Raw genomic sequence first — 18,579 nt, forward strand, 5'->3', positions numbered from 1 at the left:
TTATTTCTCACTATCGACCAAGCCACGCACAAAGGCACGCTGCATCGCTAATACAACAACAACAGGAGGAATTAAGGTTAACAGCATTGCCGCCATCACCTGATTCCATTGAGTGGTTCCTTCTCCAGAAGCGATCATGCCTTTGATCCCTGCAACAGCGGTTCCTAGACTCGGATCAGCGACGATCAGGATTGGCCATAAATATTGATTCCAACCGTAGATAAAAGTGATCACAAAAAGCGCCGCTAAATTGGTTTTGGATAATGGCAAAACAATATCGAAGAAAAAACGCATCGGAGAAGCGCCATCAATACGTGCCGCTTCAATTAATTCATCGGGTAAAGTCATAAAAAATTGACGAAATAAAAACGTTGCTGTCGCAGACGCGATAAGTGGCAACGTGAGTCCCGCATAGCTGTCCACCATGTTTAAGTTGGAAATGACCTCGACCGTTGGAAAAATACGCACTTCCACTGGCAGCATTAATGTGATGAAAATCATCCAAAAAAATAAGCTACGGCACGGGAAGCGGAACCAAACTATGGCAAATGCCGATAACATTGAAATAGTGATTTTTCCAAAGGCGATGACCAGCGCCATAATGGTACTGTTTACTAACATTAACCAGAATGGGGCACTGTTAGCCGCCACACCGTTATTCCATATGTTGCTGATATTTTCCAATAAATGAGAGCCAGGGATCAGCGTGATTGGTGTATCGAATACCGCTTTGTCATCCAACATTGCGGCAACGAATGCCACATACAGAGGGAACAAAATAATCAAGATACCTAACGTCAGCATACTGTGACTGAAAATAGCGAGCCCACGATTTTTTTCAATCATTGGTAACGTACCTTACGTTCGATAAAACGAAATTGAACGATAGTTAAGATGATCACTAAAAACATTAAGATCACGGATTGCGCTGCGGATGAAGAGAGATCTAATCCCGAGAAACCTTCACGATAGATTTTATAAATCAGCGTCGTCGTCGCCTGTACAGGACCGCCTCCTGTGGCGGCATCAATCACAGGGAAAGTATCAAAAAAGGCATAGACCAGATTCACCACCAGCAAGAAAAAGCTCACGGGCGTAATGAGCGGTAATGAGATTTTAAAAAAGCGTCGAATAGGACCTGCACCGTCAATCGCCGCCGCTTCCATCAAAGAGCGCGGAATTGACTGTAATGCCGCAAAGAAAAATAAAAAGTTATAGCTGATTTGCTTCCAAACTGAGGCTAACACCACCAAAAACATGGCTTGACCACTATGCTGAGCGTGATTCCACGAATACCCTAAAGATTCTAATCCATAGGTGATCAACCCTCTCCCGGGACTGAATAAAAACATCCACAATACTGCGGCAACCGCAGGGGCAACTGCATAAGGTAGCAATATGAGGGTTTGATAAAAACGGCTTCCTCGAATCACATAGTCGACTAACGCAGCCAAAAAAAGGGAAATCAGTAGACCACTTCCCGCCACCCATGCGCTAAAAATCATCGTGGTATAAAAAGAATCTAAGTAATAGCTATCACTAAATAGCTGAGTGAAATTTTCCAATCCAACAAATTCACTTGATAACCCAAAGGGATCGATATTTTGCAGTGAGTACCAAAGGGCTTGTCCTGCCGGCAAAATAAAGAAAATCACCGTGATAATGAGTTGAGGAAAAACTAAAGCATAAGGTAACCAGCGGGAACGAAAAACGGGACGAGATGATGACATAAATAACCCAATAAACTCTGATTCAGTGATACCAAGCCCCCCTTATTCCCAAGAGGGGCTTGAGAATTTACTGCTGAGTGGATTTTTCGAAACGACGCAGTAATTGGTTACCACGTTCAACAGAAGCATCCATCGCTTGTTGTGGCGTTTTCTTACCTGACCAAACTGATTCAAGTTCCTCGTCAACAATAGTACGGATTTGTGGCATATTGCCTAAGCGTAAGCCTTTGGTGTAAGGCAGTGGTGCTTTGTTTAACATTTGGCGCGTGGCGATATCAGCGCCAGGATTCTTATCATAAAAACCGGATTTCTGAGTCAGCTCATAAGCCGCCGTCGTAATAGGTAAATAGCCGGTATTTTGATGCCATTTAGCCGCATTCTCTGGCTCTGCAAGAAATTGCATAAATTGTGCAACACCTTTATAGGTGGCAGGATCTTTACCATTCATCACCCATAAACTAGCGCCACCAATAATTGCATTTTGTGGTGCCGTTGGAATTTCTGCATCGTATGGCATCATGCCAACACCGAAATCAAATTTGGCATGTTTACGGATATTTGCGAGGGAACCAGAAGAACCTGTGATGATCGCACAGTCACCGTTATAGAATTTTTCGGTTGGCTCGTCTTTACGTCCTAAATAGCTGAAAGTGCCATTTTTATTCATCTCTTGTAAACGGGCGATATGCTTAACATGAGCTGGGGTATTAAATTCCAGCACCGCATCAGCGCCATCAAAACCGTTATTTTTTGAGGCGACTGGTAGCCCATTCCAAGCGCTGAAGTTTTCGATTTGGATCCAACCTTGCCACCCACTGGCATAGCCACATTTCATTCCTGAATCACGTAATTTAGCGGTGTATTGCGCCAAGTCCTGCCATGTTTTAGGAGGCTCATCTGGGTTTAATCCGGCTTTTTTAAACGCTTCTTTGTTGTAATACAGCACTGGCGTGGAACTGTTGAATGGCTGGGAGAGTAAATGCCCCGTTTTAGCATCACTGTAATAACCGGATACTGTCGGAACAAATTGGGATTCGTCGAAGCTGATTCCTGCATCTTGGAAAACCTCATACACCGGTTTAATGGCTTTCGATGACATCATTGTCGCCGTACCTACTTCATAAACCTGCAAAATAGCGGGTGCGTTTCCAGAACGAAATGCAGCAATCCCTGCTGCAAGGCTCTGCTCGTAGTTCCCTTTATAGGTTGGAACAATTTTGTAATCTGGATGAGTGTCATTAAAGCGAGTCACAAGGGAATTCACTTCCTCACCGAGTTGACCTTCCATTGAGTGCCAAAAAGGAATCGTTGTAACGGCCATTCCCTGACTGGTGAAAGCAAAACCTAACATCATTGCTAGAGCAGAATGTTTTATCGATGCCATGCCATTTTCTCTCTTTATGATTACTGAGATTTACACCGCCGAAATTTACACAAAAATGTGCGAATTCACGCAGTGTATGTTCGAGAGAGAATTTATCACCGAGAAATGACAGAAATATAGCGATGACATGACGGAACCATGACAAACACATCGCTAGTAAATGACAATACCATGACAAATAGGGAATATTTTCAATATTTCCTATTATATAAATTGATGACTTTATCTATGTGTCATTTTAATATTAGCTAAAAATGAGCATATAACAAAAAATTGGGAACATAAATAAACCAGTAAAAATCGAAGCTAAAAATAATTTAGCTGATAGCGTCATTCTATCCATATTGATTACCTTTATTATGACTCAACTGACACAGAAAGATAAATAGCTTTAATTACATAACGTTAAAAGCAATAAACTCATAGATATTGAGAGTTAAAATCCATTACACAATATAATTTTAGAATAAAAAGACTTATCTAACAAATCGGAATCTGCGTGAAGTTAAATATTCATCCTTATATACTGAACAATAAAATTTTATTTTTATTTTTTTTAATTAATATGATAATCGATATAGGAGATTAATTAGTAAAAAGGGCGAATAATGATGTATCCACCCTTTCTATAAAATAAATTAGTTTATTTCACTAACTTCCTTGATTGAAATAAATAGGAGAGCCTGGGCCAACAGGGATACCTAATACGAAAACCCAAATAATAAAGAATAGTGACCAACCAATGAAAAAGATAATTGAATACGGTAACATCATCGAAACCAAGGTACCAATTCCAGCATCTTTCTTATATTTCACCACAATCGCCATGATCAACCCAAAGTAGCTCATCATCGGCGTAATAATATTTGTCACTGAATCACCAATACGGTATGCCGCTTGAATAGTTTCAGGCGAATATCCCGCTAACATCAGCATAGGAACAAATATCGGTGCAGTGACCGCCCATTGAGCAGAAGCAGAACCAATCATTAAGTTAATGAATGCACAAATCAGAATAAACCCAATGAATAGCACTCCACCATGCAGGTCGATACTATTCAAGAAACTCGCCCCTTTAACCGCAATAACTTGCCCTATATTTGTCCAACCAAAAAAGGCAACGAACTGAGCCGCAAAGAAAATAATCACTAAATAGAGGCCTAGTGTGCTCATCGCGCCGGCCATTGCATCAACCACATCTTTATCACTACGCAGGGTTTTCGCAATATAGCCGTACACAATTCCAGGTACAGCAAAGAAAATAAAAATAAAGACAACAATGGCTTTTAAAAATGGTGAGTTACTGACAAGTCCCGTCTCTTGGTTACGTAGGATGCCATTTTCTGGAACAACCATCATTGCCAAAATCGCAGCTAATCCCCAAAATGTCACCGATGCCCAGAATAACGCTTTCTTCTCCAAAGGAGTAACTTCAGCAGATGCTCGGAGTTTATCTTCATCTTCGTCAACGCCACCCCCCTCATAAGGCCCCAACTGTGGCTCAACAATTTTTTCAGTGATGAAGTAACCCAAAATAGTGATCAGAAAAGTACTCGCAAACATAAAATACCAGTTGGCTTCAGCCCCTACCACATAGGTTGGATCAATAATACGTGCGGCCTGTTGCGTGATCCCAGATAACAGAGGATCTACAGTGCCTAATAATAGGTTTGCAGAGTAACCACCAGAAACACCAGCAAATGCAGCAGCAAGTCCAGCCAATGGATGACGACCTAATGAGTGGAAAATAATTGCTGCTAACGGAATTAAAACAACATAACCCAGTTCTGCTGCGGTATTAGACATAATCCCAGCAAAGACAACTGCTACAGTCGTTAGCTTGCGAGGCGCTTTAATAACAATTAGACGCATTGCTGCGGATAGTAGACCTGCTCGTTCTGCAATTCCCACACCTAATAGCGCCACTAATACCGTGCCTAAAGGCGCAAATCCGGTAAAGTTTGTGACGACATTAGACAGAATCTTACGAATACCTTCGGCATCTAATAGGCTAACAATATGGATAATGCCATCTTCTGCACGACCTTTTGCGCCTTCTGGTCGAGGGTCTGGAACACTAACACCAAAATACTGACCTATTGCTGAGGAAATCAATAAAATAGCAATTAAAATAATAAATAAGATAACAGGATGTGGCAGTGCATTGCCTAACCACTCAACCGTTCGTAAAAAACGGCTTCCTTCTTGCTTTTTTTGTTCCATATTTTCTCCTTATAAACAAGAAAAACGAACATTACACAATGTTTTTCTCTTCTCCTAATTACAAAAGCACAATTTAAAATCAACAAATCTGATACAAATCGAACGCATTTGCTAACAATCACCATTAAGACCAACAAAATACGATATTAGTTTTTTAAAATTTCATTAATGCCAATAAAATTAACTATGAAAATAAAATATAATTAATTATGAAAAATGTGCTTAAGCTAACAATTTCATCATATTAATAAGCTATTTTCCCTTATTTATTACTACCTATATATCAGTTTTTACCTGTTTTATTTTATTTAATATACCTAGCCGCTATTTTTGAAATTTAAAATTTGCACATTGATTTACAAAGAAATTATAAATGAAGTTACTATCATTAAAGTTCATTTTAAAACGACTAAAATGAACGCTATAATATAGAGCTCATTCACAGTTAAGCTGAGTATCATGTCTGTCATTGATCTTTGGGCTGAGCGCCATATTCAAGAAGCATTAAATAAAGGGGAGTTATCAAATCTGAATGGGGAAGGTAAGCCACTCCAACTCGATGATGATAGCCAAGTGCCGGAAGAACTTAGGGCAGGATATCGCATACTGAAAAACTCAGGGTATCTACCTCCTGAACTACAACAGAAAAAAGAAGCCTTAAATTTACTGCATATATTGCAGCAACTTTCACCTGATAACCCTAAATATATGGCAATAAGTCAACAATTAGCTTTGCTCGAATTAAAATTAAAGCAAGCCAATATCAATACTGATTTTTTATATGGTGAATATTCAACAAGACTATCCCACCATTTAATATCTAAATAAATTTAGCGATAGGTTAATGCTTGGGATCGATATTCTTGGGGCGTTTTGCCATAAAATCGTCGGAATGCTTGACCAAATGCGGAGTGCGAATCATACCCCACTAATGCTGCAATTTGCTCAATCGCCTGCTGGGTCAACAAGAGACTACCCGCTGCTTCCATTCTTTTTTGCAATAAAAATTGCATCACAGTCATTCCTACTTCGACTTTTATCTTGCGCTGCAACGTACTGATAGACATAAAAAATGCTGAAGCAATATCCTCACAGCTAAGCGGTAAATGTAATCTCAATTCAATCCACTGACTGAACTGATCAATCCAACGATTCTCAGACTTTAATTGAGCCAATAATAAACGTGCGACAGAAAAATTTTGCTCAGGAGCTTGTGGGAAATTTTGCAGCCAATTAAGCAATCCTATCGCAGCAGGGGTGAGCGAAAAGTGCGTCATTTTCTCATTCAATGCCCATTGCGCTGTCGCGGGCATTTCTAACACATAGTTTTGATTACCGATTTCCCCACTAAAAGCATGACTGACACTTGGCGGGATCACGACACCTTGCCCTGCATTCAATAGCCAGTGTTGGCGGTGCATATTAATTTCCATGGAGCCTGATAACGCAAATACCACCTGCCACTGCCCATCATGTTGATGAGAAATAACTTCGTCAGAATATTGGCGAAAATGCAATTCAGGTAACAACAAAGGAAGCTCCTACTGAGAAAAATACAATAGGAGTATAGCTGCTTTAATCAATAAAATGCAGTATCACTGATTAGGCTAAGCGGGAACCATTAGGGACAGGTAAATTAAATTCGGCCAATACAATCGCCCCCGTTTCATCAGGAGCACCGGTAATTAGCACTTCAGATTTTATGCCTGCAATACGTTTAATCTCGAAATTACACACACATAGGATACGTTTACCAATTAAATCTTCTGGGGTGTAATGCACGGTGATTTGAGCGCTTGAACGTTTAATCCCCAATTCCCCTAAATCGACATCCATAACATAAGCTGGGTTTCTAGCTTTATTGTTTATTTCAGCGCGAATAATAGTACCAACGCGTAATTCAACTTTCGTGAAATCATCCCACTCAATAACTTGCATCACTTAATTCCTAAATAAAACCACCAATAGGCAGTTAAATTATCATAGGAAAGAAAATTTCTTTTAGCGCCAAACATTCATTTTATATCGTAAAACACGCATTGATTATTACCGGATTAGACAAGTAATAATCAATGCCTATATGAGTATTGTGCTGCTCACTACATATTTGAGAAGGTGTTCATAATAATACCACCAGAGATAATTAACCCCATCGCAAACACCGCTGGAACATCGGGTTTTTGTTTATATAAAATCATAGAAACTAATGTGACACCGACAATCCCAAAACCACACCATAATGAATATGCCACACCCACTGGGATATAACCCATCGCACGGGTTAACGCGAAATAACATAAGCAATAGGCAATAATCACGAGTATTGATGGGCCTAATTTACTAAAGCTATTGGTTTTTTTGATCATTGATGTGCCAGTGATTTCTGAACCAATCGACAGCGCCAGCCATAAAAATCCAGTAAACATTCTCTTTTCCTCTTTACTTATTAATGAGCGACTTTATTCGTTGAAGATATTGATGCCTCTGAATTTTCAGCTGGCTCTTCCTCATCGGCGCCCATTTTAGAAAACAGATTCATAATCACGATACCTGAAGCAATCACGCCCATACCAATCATTGCTGCCATATCAGGGTGCTGCCCATAAAAAATCATGCCTAATGTAGAAACCATTAAAATACCGGTACCTGACCAAGTCGCATAAGCTAACCCAACGGGAATATATTTTACTGCGCGAGAAAGAGAGTAATAACAAATGACATAAAGAACGACGATTAAACCTAATAATAATGATTTGGTTGTTCCTTCACTATTATCGAACATTTTTAATGTGGATGTTGCTGAGGTTTCAGAAATAATAACCGCCAGCATCCAAAGCCACGCTTTTGCTTTAGAGGACATAGATAATACTCCTACATAGATAGACGTTTAAAATATTAAATTGAAATGAAATTTATTTTTTTAGAGACTTTAAATAATCCATTGCCGAGTCTGTCAATTTATTTTTATTTAGGGAATATTCCTTTGGGTCATTCATTACTTCTCTCAAAGTAATATAGCGATTCTGGTCTATTTTATTTTCATTCGATATCTCATCATTTTTAATGAGTATTTTATTTTCAATATTATTAAATGTATCGAATTGAATACCTAATGAAATTGCTTTATTAATATTCTCTTTTATTAAATTTCCATATTGTTCATTTTTATTTAGGCCTAATATTTGGTTTAACTCACTATCAGGGCAACAATGGTATTTCAATGCCATTATTGGAATATTCTGTGATAGAGCGTGTAAAACAAACTGACTTTCTTCACTCACTGATAAGCCATTTACCACTTCATTTAATGTCTTAGTTTCGATGAAAGGTAAAAAAACACAGTGATACTCAGTGATTTTCTCAGCGTTAAAACTTGTTAAATCCAATAATTGCCCAAGTTCCTGCCATTGTTCGATATTCGATTTCGTTAACATCTCCTTGGTGGCATAGAAAGAAAAAGAAACTGCCGGTAATTGGACTAAACGCTGGTAGACCGCCTGTTGATACCCTTGGCTCGGAGACAATAAAACCAACACCCGCCGTTTCATCTGCTGCAGTACCCGTAATACGATCTGCTCAATTAATTTTTCATTCATATTGCCACCACTCGTTTATCGCTTAACTGACAATAAATACGCTGTCATTATTGCGTAGCCCTGCTGCATTAGCCTCATCTGTATCAATATGAAATTCCAGAGAAAACCTTGCATCTACTCGAACAACAACTTCATCAAATACTAGGCTGCGCTCACCTTCAGTACGCACACACACTCGCTGCCCATTGGAGACATTTAGTGTTCTAGCATCCATGACGTTCATATGAATATGGCGCTGTGCACAAATCACCTGTTCCAATAAATTAACGTGACCTGCTGGCCCAATTAATAAAGCGCTTCCCGATGTATTTAAATCGCCCGACTCACGCACGGGTGCTTTTATTCCCAATGTGAAACAATCTGCTTTTGAGACTTCGAGCTGACTTTTAGGACGAGTGGGTCCTAATACACGCACCTTACTAATGGAACCTTTAGGTCCCACCACCATCACACACTCTTTAGCCGCAAATTGTCCCGGCTGTTTTAATTCTTTGAATGGTGTGAGTTGATAACCTTTGCCAAATAAAACCTCGACATCTTCATCTGATAGGTGAACGTGACGATTAGAAACGCCAACAGGAATTGCAATGGGACTATCCATCATTGGAACCGCATTTGGCACAGACAAACGCGATAGTATTTTCCCCATCAATTGCTGGTTTATCATGATTTTTTACCTTTGCGCTGCTCCACTTTTTCCTCAGTCATCACACTTTCCGCCTGAGCAACAATCGGCGTAACAATCTCCGTTTTTTCGATACGTTGCGCAGATTCGCTCGATTCATGGGTTACTGATAATAATTTGGCAATAACACTCTCATCAGGGCGAGCAATCACTAATGTGCCTTTTAATAAGTCTTGATGGCTAATAACCGATGCACCATGGTCAACCGCGGTTCTTACTGCACTAATTTCCCCTTGAAAATAGACAGAAACCAGCCCAGAACCAATTTTTCGATAACCCGCAATCTCTACACTCGCCGCCTTACATGCTGCATCTGCGGCCTGTATTGCAGACGTCAGTCCATACGTTTCAATCACACCTAAACTTTTCATCTTTCTCTCCTACTTAGTGACGAATCAATCGAATATCAAAATCGAATTTTTTAAAGAAAGCCTCTAATTGGTCTAACTCTTCGGTACTGTAGGTAGGGTCTTTCTTGATGGGATAAATCATGTCGAGCTTGTCGTATTTTCCGCGACCAAGCTGGTGATAAGGTAAGATATCGATGCGATTTAAATTACCGCGTTTTGACAATTCCATGGCATATTCAATCGCCCCAGTAATGGCATCAAAAGAATCGTTACATCCACGAACCAACGGCATACGCATCACCACATTGGCCCCTAATTCCATTAACCGTTCGAAATTACGACGCACATTTTCATTACCAATACCGAATAAATTTTTATGTTGTACTGTGTCGATGTGCTTCAAATCAAACAGAAATAAATCGACAACTTCCGCTAATTTTTCATAATTTTCGACAGATGTGGTGCCTTGAGTTTCCACCGCCGTGTTGATCATCATTTTTTTGCATTCACGCAATAGCTCGACAGCAAAGTCGGTTTGTAAACTCATCTCGCCACCGCCAATCGTGACACCACCACCAGAAGAAATATAAAAATCATAATCTTGCATAATGATTTCCATCATTTCCGAGACAGTGACATCTTTTCCCATAATGTCTAACGCATCAGAGATACACACTTCTTCGCATTTGCGGCAGCCAATACAGTCGATGCTACGATTAACTCGATGAATTTTTTCTCCCTGTTCGTTGGTTGTCATGTAATGGATCCCCGCAGGACAGACATCCACACACTTACCACAACCTACACACTTATCGTGGGAAAACATCACTTGAAACTGGCTACTTAACCCCTCAGGGTTCGCACACCAAGGGCAACGAATATTGCATCCTTTGAGGAAAATCAGCGTGCGGATACCATCACCGTCATAAATCGAGTATTTCTGGATATTAAATATCCGCCCCTTTATTTCTGTCGCTGCATTCATCATTGCATCTCCAAAACAATCTTAAACTTGTTGTTTTTATTATGTATTGGCAGGTATAACACTATACCTGCCAATATTAGGCTTAGAATTTTTCAATCACTGTACGGCTGATGATTTCGTCCTGAACCTCTTTACATAATTCAACGAAGTAAGCGCTGTATCCCGCAACGCGAACGATTAAGTCGCGATATTTCTCTGGTTCTTGCTGGGCTTTTTTCAGCATTTCGTTATCAACATAACTAAATTGCATTTGACCATTACCCAAAATGGATGCGGTTCTCAATAGGGTAATTAACCCATTGCGACCTTCAGGCGTATCCAATAAGCCTTTCAAGAACTTAAAGTTATGCACCATACCGATGTTCATGGTTTCGACGTTCATCTTACTGATGGATTTAATGATTGCGGTTGGACCTTGTTTATCAGCACCTTGCGTTGGGCTGATCCCATCCGACAGAGGCATCCATGCTAAACGACCATTTGCCGTTGCCGCCGTCAATTCGCCAATTGGGGTATTGTTGGATATGGATAACGTTCCGTGACTCAATGTGGAATACAGCATGTCGTACTTGCGGCATTCGCGCTCAGTCCACTCCGTAATATCCAGTGCATATTGGTCAACATAATTGTCATCGTTACCGAATTTCGGCGCATTTAGGCAATCACGGCGTAACTCTTCGTAACCCTCAAAGTTTGCCAATAAACCATCACGCACTTGCTCTAAGGTATAGCGCCCCTCTTCATAAACCAATTTGCGGATCGCTGCCATGGAGTCAACGTAGGTCGCTAGACCAGAGAAAATCAGCCCTGGACCATGGTTAACCATCGCGCCACCAGCGGCGACATCTTTCCCTTTATCCATACAGCCTTCCACCAACAAAGACATCAAGGGTTTTGGTGCAACATCACGGTGAACTCGCTGGCTAATTACGGTACCAATCGCAGAAAGACGAATAATGTGTGCTATCTGTGCTTTCACGGCATTATCGAAATCTTCGAATGTTTTTAAGTTACGTAAATCACCCGTATCCAAACCTTGGTGGCTATCGAATAGCACCATCCGCCCCCGATTCAGAACAAACTCAATCGCAATAGGCCACTGGGTGTAACCCGTTGATGTCCACTGATAAATACGACCTGATTTTTGTGGTTCCACACAGCCCATTAAGCAATAGTCGCGCGCATCTTCAAAATCAAAACCTTTACGCAGCATCATTTTGATATGGGAATCATCGAAGTGGCACGCAGGGAATCCCATACCGGCTTTCACTACATCGACGATTTTTTCCATGTATTTCTGAGGCGATTGGTTATGAATACGGCATGCTAATGAAGGTTGATAAACTTTAACAAAACGTACAGCGTCCATAATCAAGTACGTTAAATCGTTACAAGCATCGCCACCAGAGCGTTTTTGACCACCGACGGTTAAGTTGATAAACGGCTGGTAACCTGCGAAATATTTTGCGCCTAACTCGCTGGACATCCACATCAATTCAGCACATTTGATGATAAATGCCTGAAGCAGCTCTAATGCTTGATCCTGAGTTAAATTGCCTGATTTGATATCGTTCTCATACATCGGGAAGCAATATTGGTCTAAGCGCCCCAGTGACAATCCTGTTTGGTTCTCTTCAATTTCAAACAACGATTCCACAGTCCAGACACTTTGCAGCGCTTCTTGTAATGTTTTCGGTGGGTTCGCTGGCACATTTTCATTGACTTGCGCGATGGTCAGTAACTCTTCACGACGTTTAGGGTCTTTCTCTTGAGAAGCCAGTTCGCGAGCATGTTCAGCGATGCGATGAGCATAAGCTACGACCCCTTCACAGGTTTCGATTGAAGCCTTGTAGAAATAAATACGGTCAATGTCATCAGGATTTTGCATATCTAATTCAGCGAGTTTCGCTTGAGCATCGGCTTTAATTCCGTTCATCCCTTTGGTGAACAGTAAAACGTCATAGCCCGGACAGGTATCCCCGCCACCATTGATTTGGTGATAAGACAAGTCACTGACAAAGGTTTCACCACTGAATTCCCAAACACCGGCTTCACGGTATTGCGCTTCACAGATTTCATCCAGAGAACGGCCTTCCCAGAATGGCGCGATTTCTTCACGAATGACTTTTTTATCTTCTTCAGAGATCACAAATGGATCTTGAGGGCGGGTACTCATGGTATCTAACTCATCCACCACCCAACGCCATGCGATATCTGGCGAGAATGCGCCAGCACGTGCTTTCCCGCATGGATGCCCCACGATCAACTCTTCAGGCTGGATAAGGATCGGCGCAGTTTCACAAGCGCGGCGGAATGCTTTCGCTCGCAATAAAATCGGTGGTAAGCCAGGGTTATTTTTCACCACCTCAGTGAATGCCAGTGCGCGATAAATGGAGACACTTGGACGCGCTTGTAAATAATGATTACGCAACCGCTGTAAGCGAGGTGTTAACCCTTCCATGACTTTAAATTCCGTCTCCTGCTGAGCAGACGGAGCAACATAGTTAGCAGATGGTGAAGAATATTGAGGCTGAGCGCTAGCTTGCCCACAATATAAACGCACTTTTAATCCACCGTTAATTCCACTGATATTTTCATGGGCGGACAGCAGCATTGCTGAAAGTTCATTGATACACACTTGCGGATCATTAAGATAAATACCGCCTTTTAATGCATCGAACATCGGATAACCATCAATGGCACGAGTCGCACGAACTTCAGAAAGCTCGGCCAATTTTAGCCATAAACTTTCAACAATTTCATACGCCTGAGTTGGTGTTAAACGGCCTTGCTCAATATCACGCTGGTAGAATGGATAAACCGCTTTATCGAAGCCCATTGGATTCACCGCATAGCTACCATTTTCCAGATGTAAAATCAGTTGCAATAGGTAGAAAGCTTGGCAGGCTTCTTTGAAAGTTTGAGCTGGCTTAGCGGGCACATTACGTAAAATGTCGGCACTCTCTTGTAGCTCTGCGCGGCGATACGGATTCGCTTCAGCTGCCGCTAAGTTTTCAGCTCTGAGTGCTAATGATTGAGCAAAATGGATAGCCGCATCACAAGCATAAATCGCAGCTCTACAGTTGTTTGCTTCATCGATACTGTTGCGGCTCACGGCGCTACCAATGTTTCTGACACGATTTTCGAGCTGGTTTTTAATTTCCGCAAAACCTACATTCAGTACCACTAAATAATCCGGTGCAGCAATGGCACTATCACCCGCTAGAAACTCATAGATACTCTGGCTATGCACTTCATCTTCAGTATGAAAAATAGCTCCGCGAGGTGTTGAAGATTGGCTACCAATAATCAATTCATCTTGAGCAATAAAAGCGGGAAAACTGCGAATAAACTCATAAAAACGCTGAGCAGGTTTGATGGATTGCGGGGCGCCAGTTAATTGGTTTCTTACCGTTTCAAGGATATTCGCACGTTCGGTAATAATTGAGCAATTACGAGTACTTAAACGTTCAGCCAGTGTTTTTACACGTGGGGTCAAAGCATATTTGGCCATGTTAGCCTCTCCTGATGTTCTTTCTAGTTCGTTATTTTTCACATAAACAGCGTTAACTATTAAAAAGACTGTCTGTACAGTACTTCTAGCTGCTTTTCATTGACGTCCCGTGGATTCGTTGGAGTGCAACTATCACGCAATGCTTGTCCAACCATTTCTCTTAAACGGGTATTAAACTCAGTTTCATTGATGCCTGTAGCATGGATACCTTTCGGTATATTCATTTCATCTTTGAGTACGTTGATCGCGACAATTAAGCTTTCAACACCTTCTCGAACTGTTGATGCGGGTAAATTTAATTTTTTTGCCAGTGAGGCGTAACGCTTCGCCGCATCCGTGTCACAACAACCGTCTAAATCTGAGTTAAAAGCAACGACTTGAGCCATTAATAAAGCATTTGCGCGACCGTGTGGAATATGGAAAACACCGCCTAATGCATGAGCTAAACTATGGGTGATCCCAAGTGAAGCATTGGTAAATGCCATTCCCGCAATACAGGATGCGTTATGCATTTTTTCGCGAGCAACTAAATGATTGCCATCTCGGTAACACTCAATCAGATGGGCAAAAACCAGCTGAACCGCTTTTTCTGCCAATGCATCAGAAAAATCGGACGCACTGCGTGAAACATAAGCTTCAAGGGCATGGCATAGCACATCCATTCCTGTATCGGCGGTAATTGCTGCTGGTACTGATTTCACTAATATCGGATCTAAAATCGCCACATCCGGCAGCATGAATTCGTCAACTAATACCAGTTTTTCTGAGTGTGATTTAATCACTGAAAAAGACGTGACTTCAGAGCCTGTTCCGCTAGTTGTCGGAATAGCCACAAAATGAGGTTTAGCTCTATGACTGTCTTGGCGGGTATGCCATAGGGAGTAAATAACCGCTTTTGCAGCATCAATCACCGAACCACCACCCAGCGCAATCACTAAATCAGGATATTGGCTATCCATGATTTTCATGCCCTTTACGATGGATGAAATTTCTGGATCGGGCACCACATCGTCATACAGAGAAAATGAGATTCCCTGTTGGGATAATCGACGAGTCACCTCGTCGGCTAACCCAAATTTCACCATCGCTTTATCGGTCACGATAAAGGCATGATGTGCGTTGATTTGTGATAAATAATCCAAAGCATTCGTACCGAATTGCACTTTTGGTTTAATCAAAAACTGGTTCATGCGTTATTTACTCCCTACCGTCTCGATACACTTTTTCAACAATGGCAACCACGGACATGGCTTTGTATTTGTCTTTATTCAAAGCAAGGTATTCTTCGACAAGAACAATGTCATTGATGCCCGCACCAACACTGTCCACTGCCACATACGTTCTGTCCTTCAACGGATTCAGGTCATCCCCAAGCGCCGTGACCATCAATAAATTACTGCCGCTCAGTTCTTGGCATTTCTGCGTTGCGACAACATGCCCGATTACCTTTGCCAAAATCATGATTTATCCCGCCTTATCTCAATGAATTACTTATTCAGGCGCCCGAGAACGGCCTTAATAATCTGCTCAACATTCTCTTCCGTGATATCCCCTTGCGCCGCAACCGTTTCAGCAACAGCCGCGTGGCTTCCGGTATTACCGAATCGATCATCCGCAGGATTATTGCTGATAGAACCCTGTTGAATGCCCGCAGCCTGCGGTTGACGGAAACGTTCATCATCCAGAATACTCACTTGAGTCGGGCTAGAATGCGCAGCTACCACGGGTTGTGCTGTGTAACATGGGGGATTCGTCGATGACGGTTGTCTTAAATCTTCAATTGAACGCACCCCATAACCGACTTTACGGATATTGAGTAAATTCATTGGACCGACGTTATCTGAGCTAGAGCCGCCACCCACCGCGCCACAACCTAATGTCAGTGCAGGTGTAATGTTGGTGGTTGCACCAATCCCCCCTAAGGCTGCTGGGGTATTAATTAAGATGCGGTTAACCGGTTTTTCGAGGGCAAATTGACGAATAACATCTTCATTTTGCGTGTGGATCACCAAAGTATGTCCTAAACCTTCGTTGGTCAGTAGGTCGACCACACGATGGCATGCTGAACGCCAATCTTCTTCGATATACATCCCTAAGATTGGGCACAATTTTTCACGAGAATAGGGGTTTTTAGGTGAAACGGTATCTTGCAGTGCAATCAATACGCGCGTATTCGCGGGTACGCTAAATCCAGCTCGCTGACTCAATGTAATCGCATCTTTACCCACGATTTCAGGGTTAATGGTGCCATTCGCTCTGAGTAACATTGATGCCATGCGCTTCGCTTCTTCTTCATTCATGAAGTAAGCACCCTGAGCCAGCAATTCACGGTGAACATCGTTATAAATACAGCGTTCAACAATAATGGACTGCTCAGAAGCACAAATCACACCGTTATCAAACGTCTTGCTGGTAATAATGTCACTGACGGCTTTTTTGATATCTGCACTACGTTCAATAAAAGCAGGACCATTGCCAGGACCGCCGCTGATAGTCGGTGTTCCGGATGCATAAGCTGCGCGTACCATGCCTTCTCCTCCGGTTGCCAGAATCAAAGAAACATCTTTGCTATGCATTAACTCTTTGGTTGCTTCCAATGTGAGCATAGTGACGCCATCGACAATGCCCGCTGGCGCACCTGCTTCAAGTGCAGCTTTTTTAACGATATCGAGCGCTCTAAAACTACAGGCCTTTGCATTTGGATGAGGGGAGAAGACAATCGCATTACCCGCTTTCAGGGCAATCAATGTTTTATAGATAATGGTTGAGGTTGGGTTAGTGGAAGGCACTAATGCCGTGATCACGCCTAACGGAACACCCACATCCATGACTTTTTTGATCTTGTCATCATTGATGATGCCAATGGTTTTCAAATCTTTAATATGTTCATACACACGCACAGAAGCGAAGGTATTTTTCAGGACTTTATCTTGCCACTTCCCGAAACCCGTTTCTTCATGTGCCATTTTTGCCAACTCCTCTGCATGACGTGCAGATTCTGTCGCAATGTGTTGAACAATACTGTCGATTTTTTCCTGCGAAAAAGTCGCAAAGATTTTTTGTGCTTGTTTCGCATTTCTAACCAGCTCTCTAGCCAGTTGTCTGGATTGCAGATCTTTATCTAATGCAACCATGTCTTCCCCCGTACCGGAGTCAAAAGATTAAACTTATTAACTTGTTGTTTTATATTTAATTTATCAATGATTAGGCTTTATGCTGCTGTGCAATTTTGCCAATATCATTGTGTGGTCTTGCAATCACGCGTGAAGTCACTACTGTGCCAACACGTTTAGCCGCTTCAACACCGGATTCAACTGCTGCATTGACGGCCCCTACATCACCTTTCACCATGGCGGTCACCAATCCCGACCCCACATTTTCATAGCCAATTAACTCAACATTCGCGGCTTTGCACATCGCATCAGCAGCTTCAATACACGCTACCAATCCTTTCGTTTCGATTAGTCCAAGTGCTTCTTTCATAAGAATATTTCCTGTTTATTCTGAAACTTTATATTGAGATACGATTTTCTGGATGTCGCTATGAGGGCGAGCAATCACCAAAGATGTCACGACGGTGCCAATCCGAGAGGCAGATTCAACACCTGAATCCACGGCGGCTTTAACCGCGCCAACATCCCCTTTCACCATCGCAGTCACTAAACCGGATCCCACATTTTCATAGCCAATCAGCACCACATTGGCGGCTTTACACATTGAATCGGCAGCTTCAATACAAGCGACTAACCCTTGTGTTTCGATAAGACCTAATGCATCACCCATCTATTCCCCCGAAAAAGCTATGCTTTATGCTTAATCACGATTTTGTTGATATCGTTATGTGGACGGGCGATGACTAACGAAGTCACCACTTCACCAACACGCTGTGCCGATTCAACACCAGAATCTACTGCCGCTTTTACTGCGCCAACATCACCTTTCACCATCGCAGTCACGAGGCCTGAACCCACATTTTCATAACCGATGAGTTCAACGTTAGCGGCTTTACACATTGCATCAGCTGCTTCGATACAAGCCACCAAACCTTTAGTTTCAATAAGTCCTAATGCATCACCCATTGTTGTTTCCTCCAGGAAGACGTTGTTACATTT

Annotated in this window: 20 protein-coding genes; 1 reads left to right on the forward strand and 19 read right to left on the reverse strand. The window is 41.9% G+C overall.

What is annotated here, in order from left to right; genetic code table 11:
• The 4 genes from ugpE to PROVRUST_RS08470 form a co-directional block, all read right to left on the reverse strand.
• Complete coding sequence (gene ugpE / locus PROVRUST_RS08455) at window positions 1–846, reverse strand: sn-glycerol-3-phosphate ABC transporter permease UgpE (protein WP_006814360.1); 846 nt, start codon at window positions 844–846, stop codon at window positions 1–3.
• Window positions 843–1,730 carry a sn-glycerol-3-phosphate ABC transporter permease UgpA gene (gene ugpA / locus PROVRUST_RS08460; protein WP_039854797.1) on the reverse strand — a complete coding sequence of 296 codons (888 nt, stop codon included), beginning with the start codon at window positions 1,728–1,730 and terminating at the stop codon, window positions 843–845. The genes ugpE and ugpA overlap by 4 nt, the downstream gene beginning before the upstream one ends.
• Before the next feature lie 67 nt (window positions 1,731–1,797).
• Complete coding sequence (gene ugpB, locus PROVRUST_RS08465; RefSeq protein WP_006814362.1) at window positions 1,798–3,114, reverse strand: sn-glycerol-3-phosphate ABC transporter substrate-binding protein UgpB; 1,317 nt, start codon at window positions 3,112–3,114, stop codon at window positions 1,798–1,800.
• Between the two features lie 651 nt (window positions 3,115–3,765).
• Window positions 3,766–5,337 carry an AbgT family transporter gene (locus tag PROVRUST_RS08470; RefSeq protein WP_006814363.1) on the reverse strand — a complete coding sequence of 524 codons (1,572 nt, stop codon included), beginning with the start codon at window positions 5,335–5,337 and terminating at the stop codon, window positions 3,766–3,768.
• A 459-nt stretch (window positions 5,338–5,796) separates the two neighbouring features.
• Here PROVRUST_RS08470 and PROVRUST_RS08475 point away from each other — a divergent pair, with 459 nt between their 5' ends.
• The gene (locus tag PROVRUST_RS08475; protein ID WP_006814364.1) at window positions 5,797–6,165 is read left to right on the forward strand and encodes a DnaJ family domain-containing protein; all 369 of its coding nucleotides are present in this window, start codon (window positions 5,797–5,799) and stop codon (window positions 6,163–6,165) included.
• A gap of 2 nt (window positions 6,166–6,167) precedes the next feature.
• On the opposite strand, the gene PROVRUST_RS08480 is transcribed toward PROVRUST_RS08475, so the two are convergent.
• The 15 genes from PROVRUST_RS08480 to PROVRUST_RS08550 all read right to left on the reverse strand — a co-directional run bounded on the left by PROVRUST_RS08480 (window position 6,168) and on the right by PROVRUST_RS08550 (window position 18,546).
• On the reverse strand, window positions 6,168–6,869 hold the full coding sequence (locus PROVRUST_RS08480; RefSeq protein ID WP_039854800.1) for an AraC family transcriptional regulator: 702 nt from the start codon (window positions 6,867–6,869) through the stop codon (window positions 6,168–6,170).
• A 70-nt stretch (window positions 6,870–6,939) separates the two neighbouring features.
• Window positions 6,940–7,275, reverse strand: a complete 336-nt coding sequence (locus PROVRUST_RS08485) for a tRNA-binding protein (protein ID WP_006814366.1) — start codon at window positions 7,273–7,275, stop codon at window positions 6,940–6,942.
• A 161-nt stretch (window positions 7,276–7,436) separates the two neighbouring features.
• The gene (locus PROVRUST_RS08490) at window positions 7,437–7,763 is read right to left on the reverse strand and encodes a DMT family transporter (RefSeq protein WP_006814367.1); all 327 of its coding nucleotides are present in this window, start codon (window positions 7,761–7,763) and stop codon (window positions 7,437–7,439) included.
• 20 nt (window positions 7,764–7,783) lie between these two features.
• Window positions 7,784–8,197 carry a DMT family transporter gene (locus PROVRUST_RS08495; protein WP_006814368.1) on the reverse strand — a complete coding sequence of 138 codons (414 nt, stop codon included), beginning with the start codon at window positions 8,195–8,197 and terminating at the stop codon, window positions 7,784–7,786.
• A 52-nt stretch (window positions 8,198–8,249) separates the two neighbouring features.
• A complete protein-coding gene (locus PROVRUST_RS08500) occupies window positions 8,250–8,933 on the reverse strand; it encodes a hypothetical protein (RefSeq protein WP_006814369.1) in 684 nt (227 codons plus the stop codon).
• Between the two features lie 22 nt (window positions 8,934–8,955).
• A complete protein-coding gene (locus PROVRUST_RS08505) occupies window positions 8,956–9,600 on the reverse strand; it encodes a phosphate propanoyltransferase (protein WP_006814370.1) in 645 nt (214 codons plus the stop codon).
• On the reverse strand, window positions 9,597–9,989 hold the full coding sequence (locus PROVRUST_RS08510; RefSeq protein WP_006814371.1) for a BMC domain-containing protein: 393 nt from the start codon (window positions 9,987–9,989) through the stop codon (window positions 9,597–9,599). The genes PROVRUST_RS08505 and PROVRUST_RS08510 overlap by 4 nt, the downstream gene beginning before the upstream one ends.
• A 13-nt stretch (window positions 9,990–10,002) precedes the next feature.
• Window positions 10,003–10,953: a choline TMA-lyase-activating enzyme gene (gene cutD / locus PROVRUST_RS08515; protein WP_039854968.1), complete on the reverse strand. Its 951-nt coding sequence runs from the start codon at window positions 10,951–10,953 to the stop codon at window positions 10,003–10,005.
• Between the two features lie 82 nt (window positions 10,954–11,035).
• Window positions 11,036–14,467, reverse strand: coding sequence for a choline trimethylamine-lyase (cutC, locus tag PROVRUST_RS08520; protein ID WP_039854803.1), 3,432 nt, complete (start codon window positions 14,465–14,467; stop codon window positions 11,036–11,038).
• Between the two features lie 59 nt (window positions 14,468–14,526).
• Window positions 14,527–15,657, reverse strand: coding sequence for a 1-propanol dehydrogenase PduQ (locus PROVRUST_RS08525; protein WP_006814374.1), 1,131 nt, complete (start codon window positions 15,655–15,657; stop codon window positions 14,527–14,529).
• A 7-nt stretch (window positions 15,658–15,664) separates the two neighbouring features.
• A complete protein-coding gene (locus tag PROVRUST_RS08530; RefSeq protein ID WP_006814375.1) occupies window positions 15,665–15,928 on the reverse strand; it encodes a EutN/CcmL family microcompartment protein in 264 nt (87 codons plus the stop codon).
• Window positions 15,929–15,954: 26 nt separating this feature from the next.
• Window positions 15,955–17,601: an acetaldehyde dehydrogenase (acetylating) gene (locus tag PROVRUST_RS08535; protein ID WP_006814376.1), complete on the reverse strand. Its 1,647-nt coding sequence runs from the start codon at window positions 17,599–17,601 to the stop codon at window positions 15,955–15,957.
• A gap of 70 nt (window positions 17,602–17,671) precedes the next feature.
• Window positions 17,672–17,950, reverse strand: coding sequence for a BMC domain-containing protein (locus PROVRUST_RS08540; protein ID WP_006658501.1), 279 nt, complete (start codon window positions 17,948–17,950; stop codon window positions 17,672–17,674).
• Between the two features lie 15 nt (window positions 17,951–17,965).
• Complete coding sequence (locus tag PROVRUST_RS08545) at window positions 17,966–18,250, reverse strand: BMC domain-containing protein (RefSeq protein ID WP_006814377.1); 285 nt, start codon at window positions 18,248–18,250, stop codon at window positions 17,966–17,968.
• A 17-nt stretch (window positions 18,251–18,267) separates the two neighbouring features.
• Window positions 18,268–18,546 carry a BMC domain-containing protein gene (locus tag PROVRUST_RS08550; protein ID WP_004249182.1) on the reverse strand — a complete coding sequence of 93 codons (279 nt, stop codon included), beginning with the start codon at window positions 18,544–18,546 and terminating at the stop codon, window positions 18,268–18,270.
• Between the last annotated feature and the right edge of the window lie 33 nt (window positions 18,547–18,579).

It is taken from the genome of Providencia rustigianii DSM 4541, from assembly GCF_000156395.1.
In the GTDB taxonomy this organism is placed as follows: domain Bacteria; phylum Pseudomonadota; class Gammaproteobacteria; order Enterobacterales; family Enterobacteriaceae; genus Providencia; species Providencia rustigianii.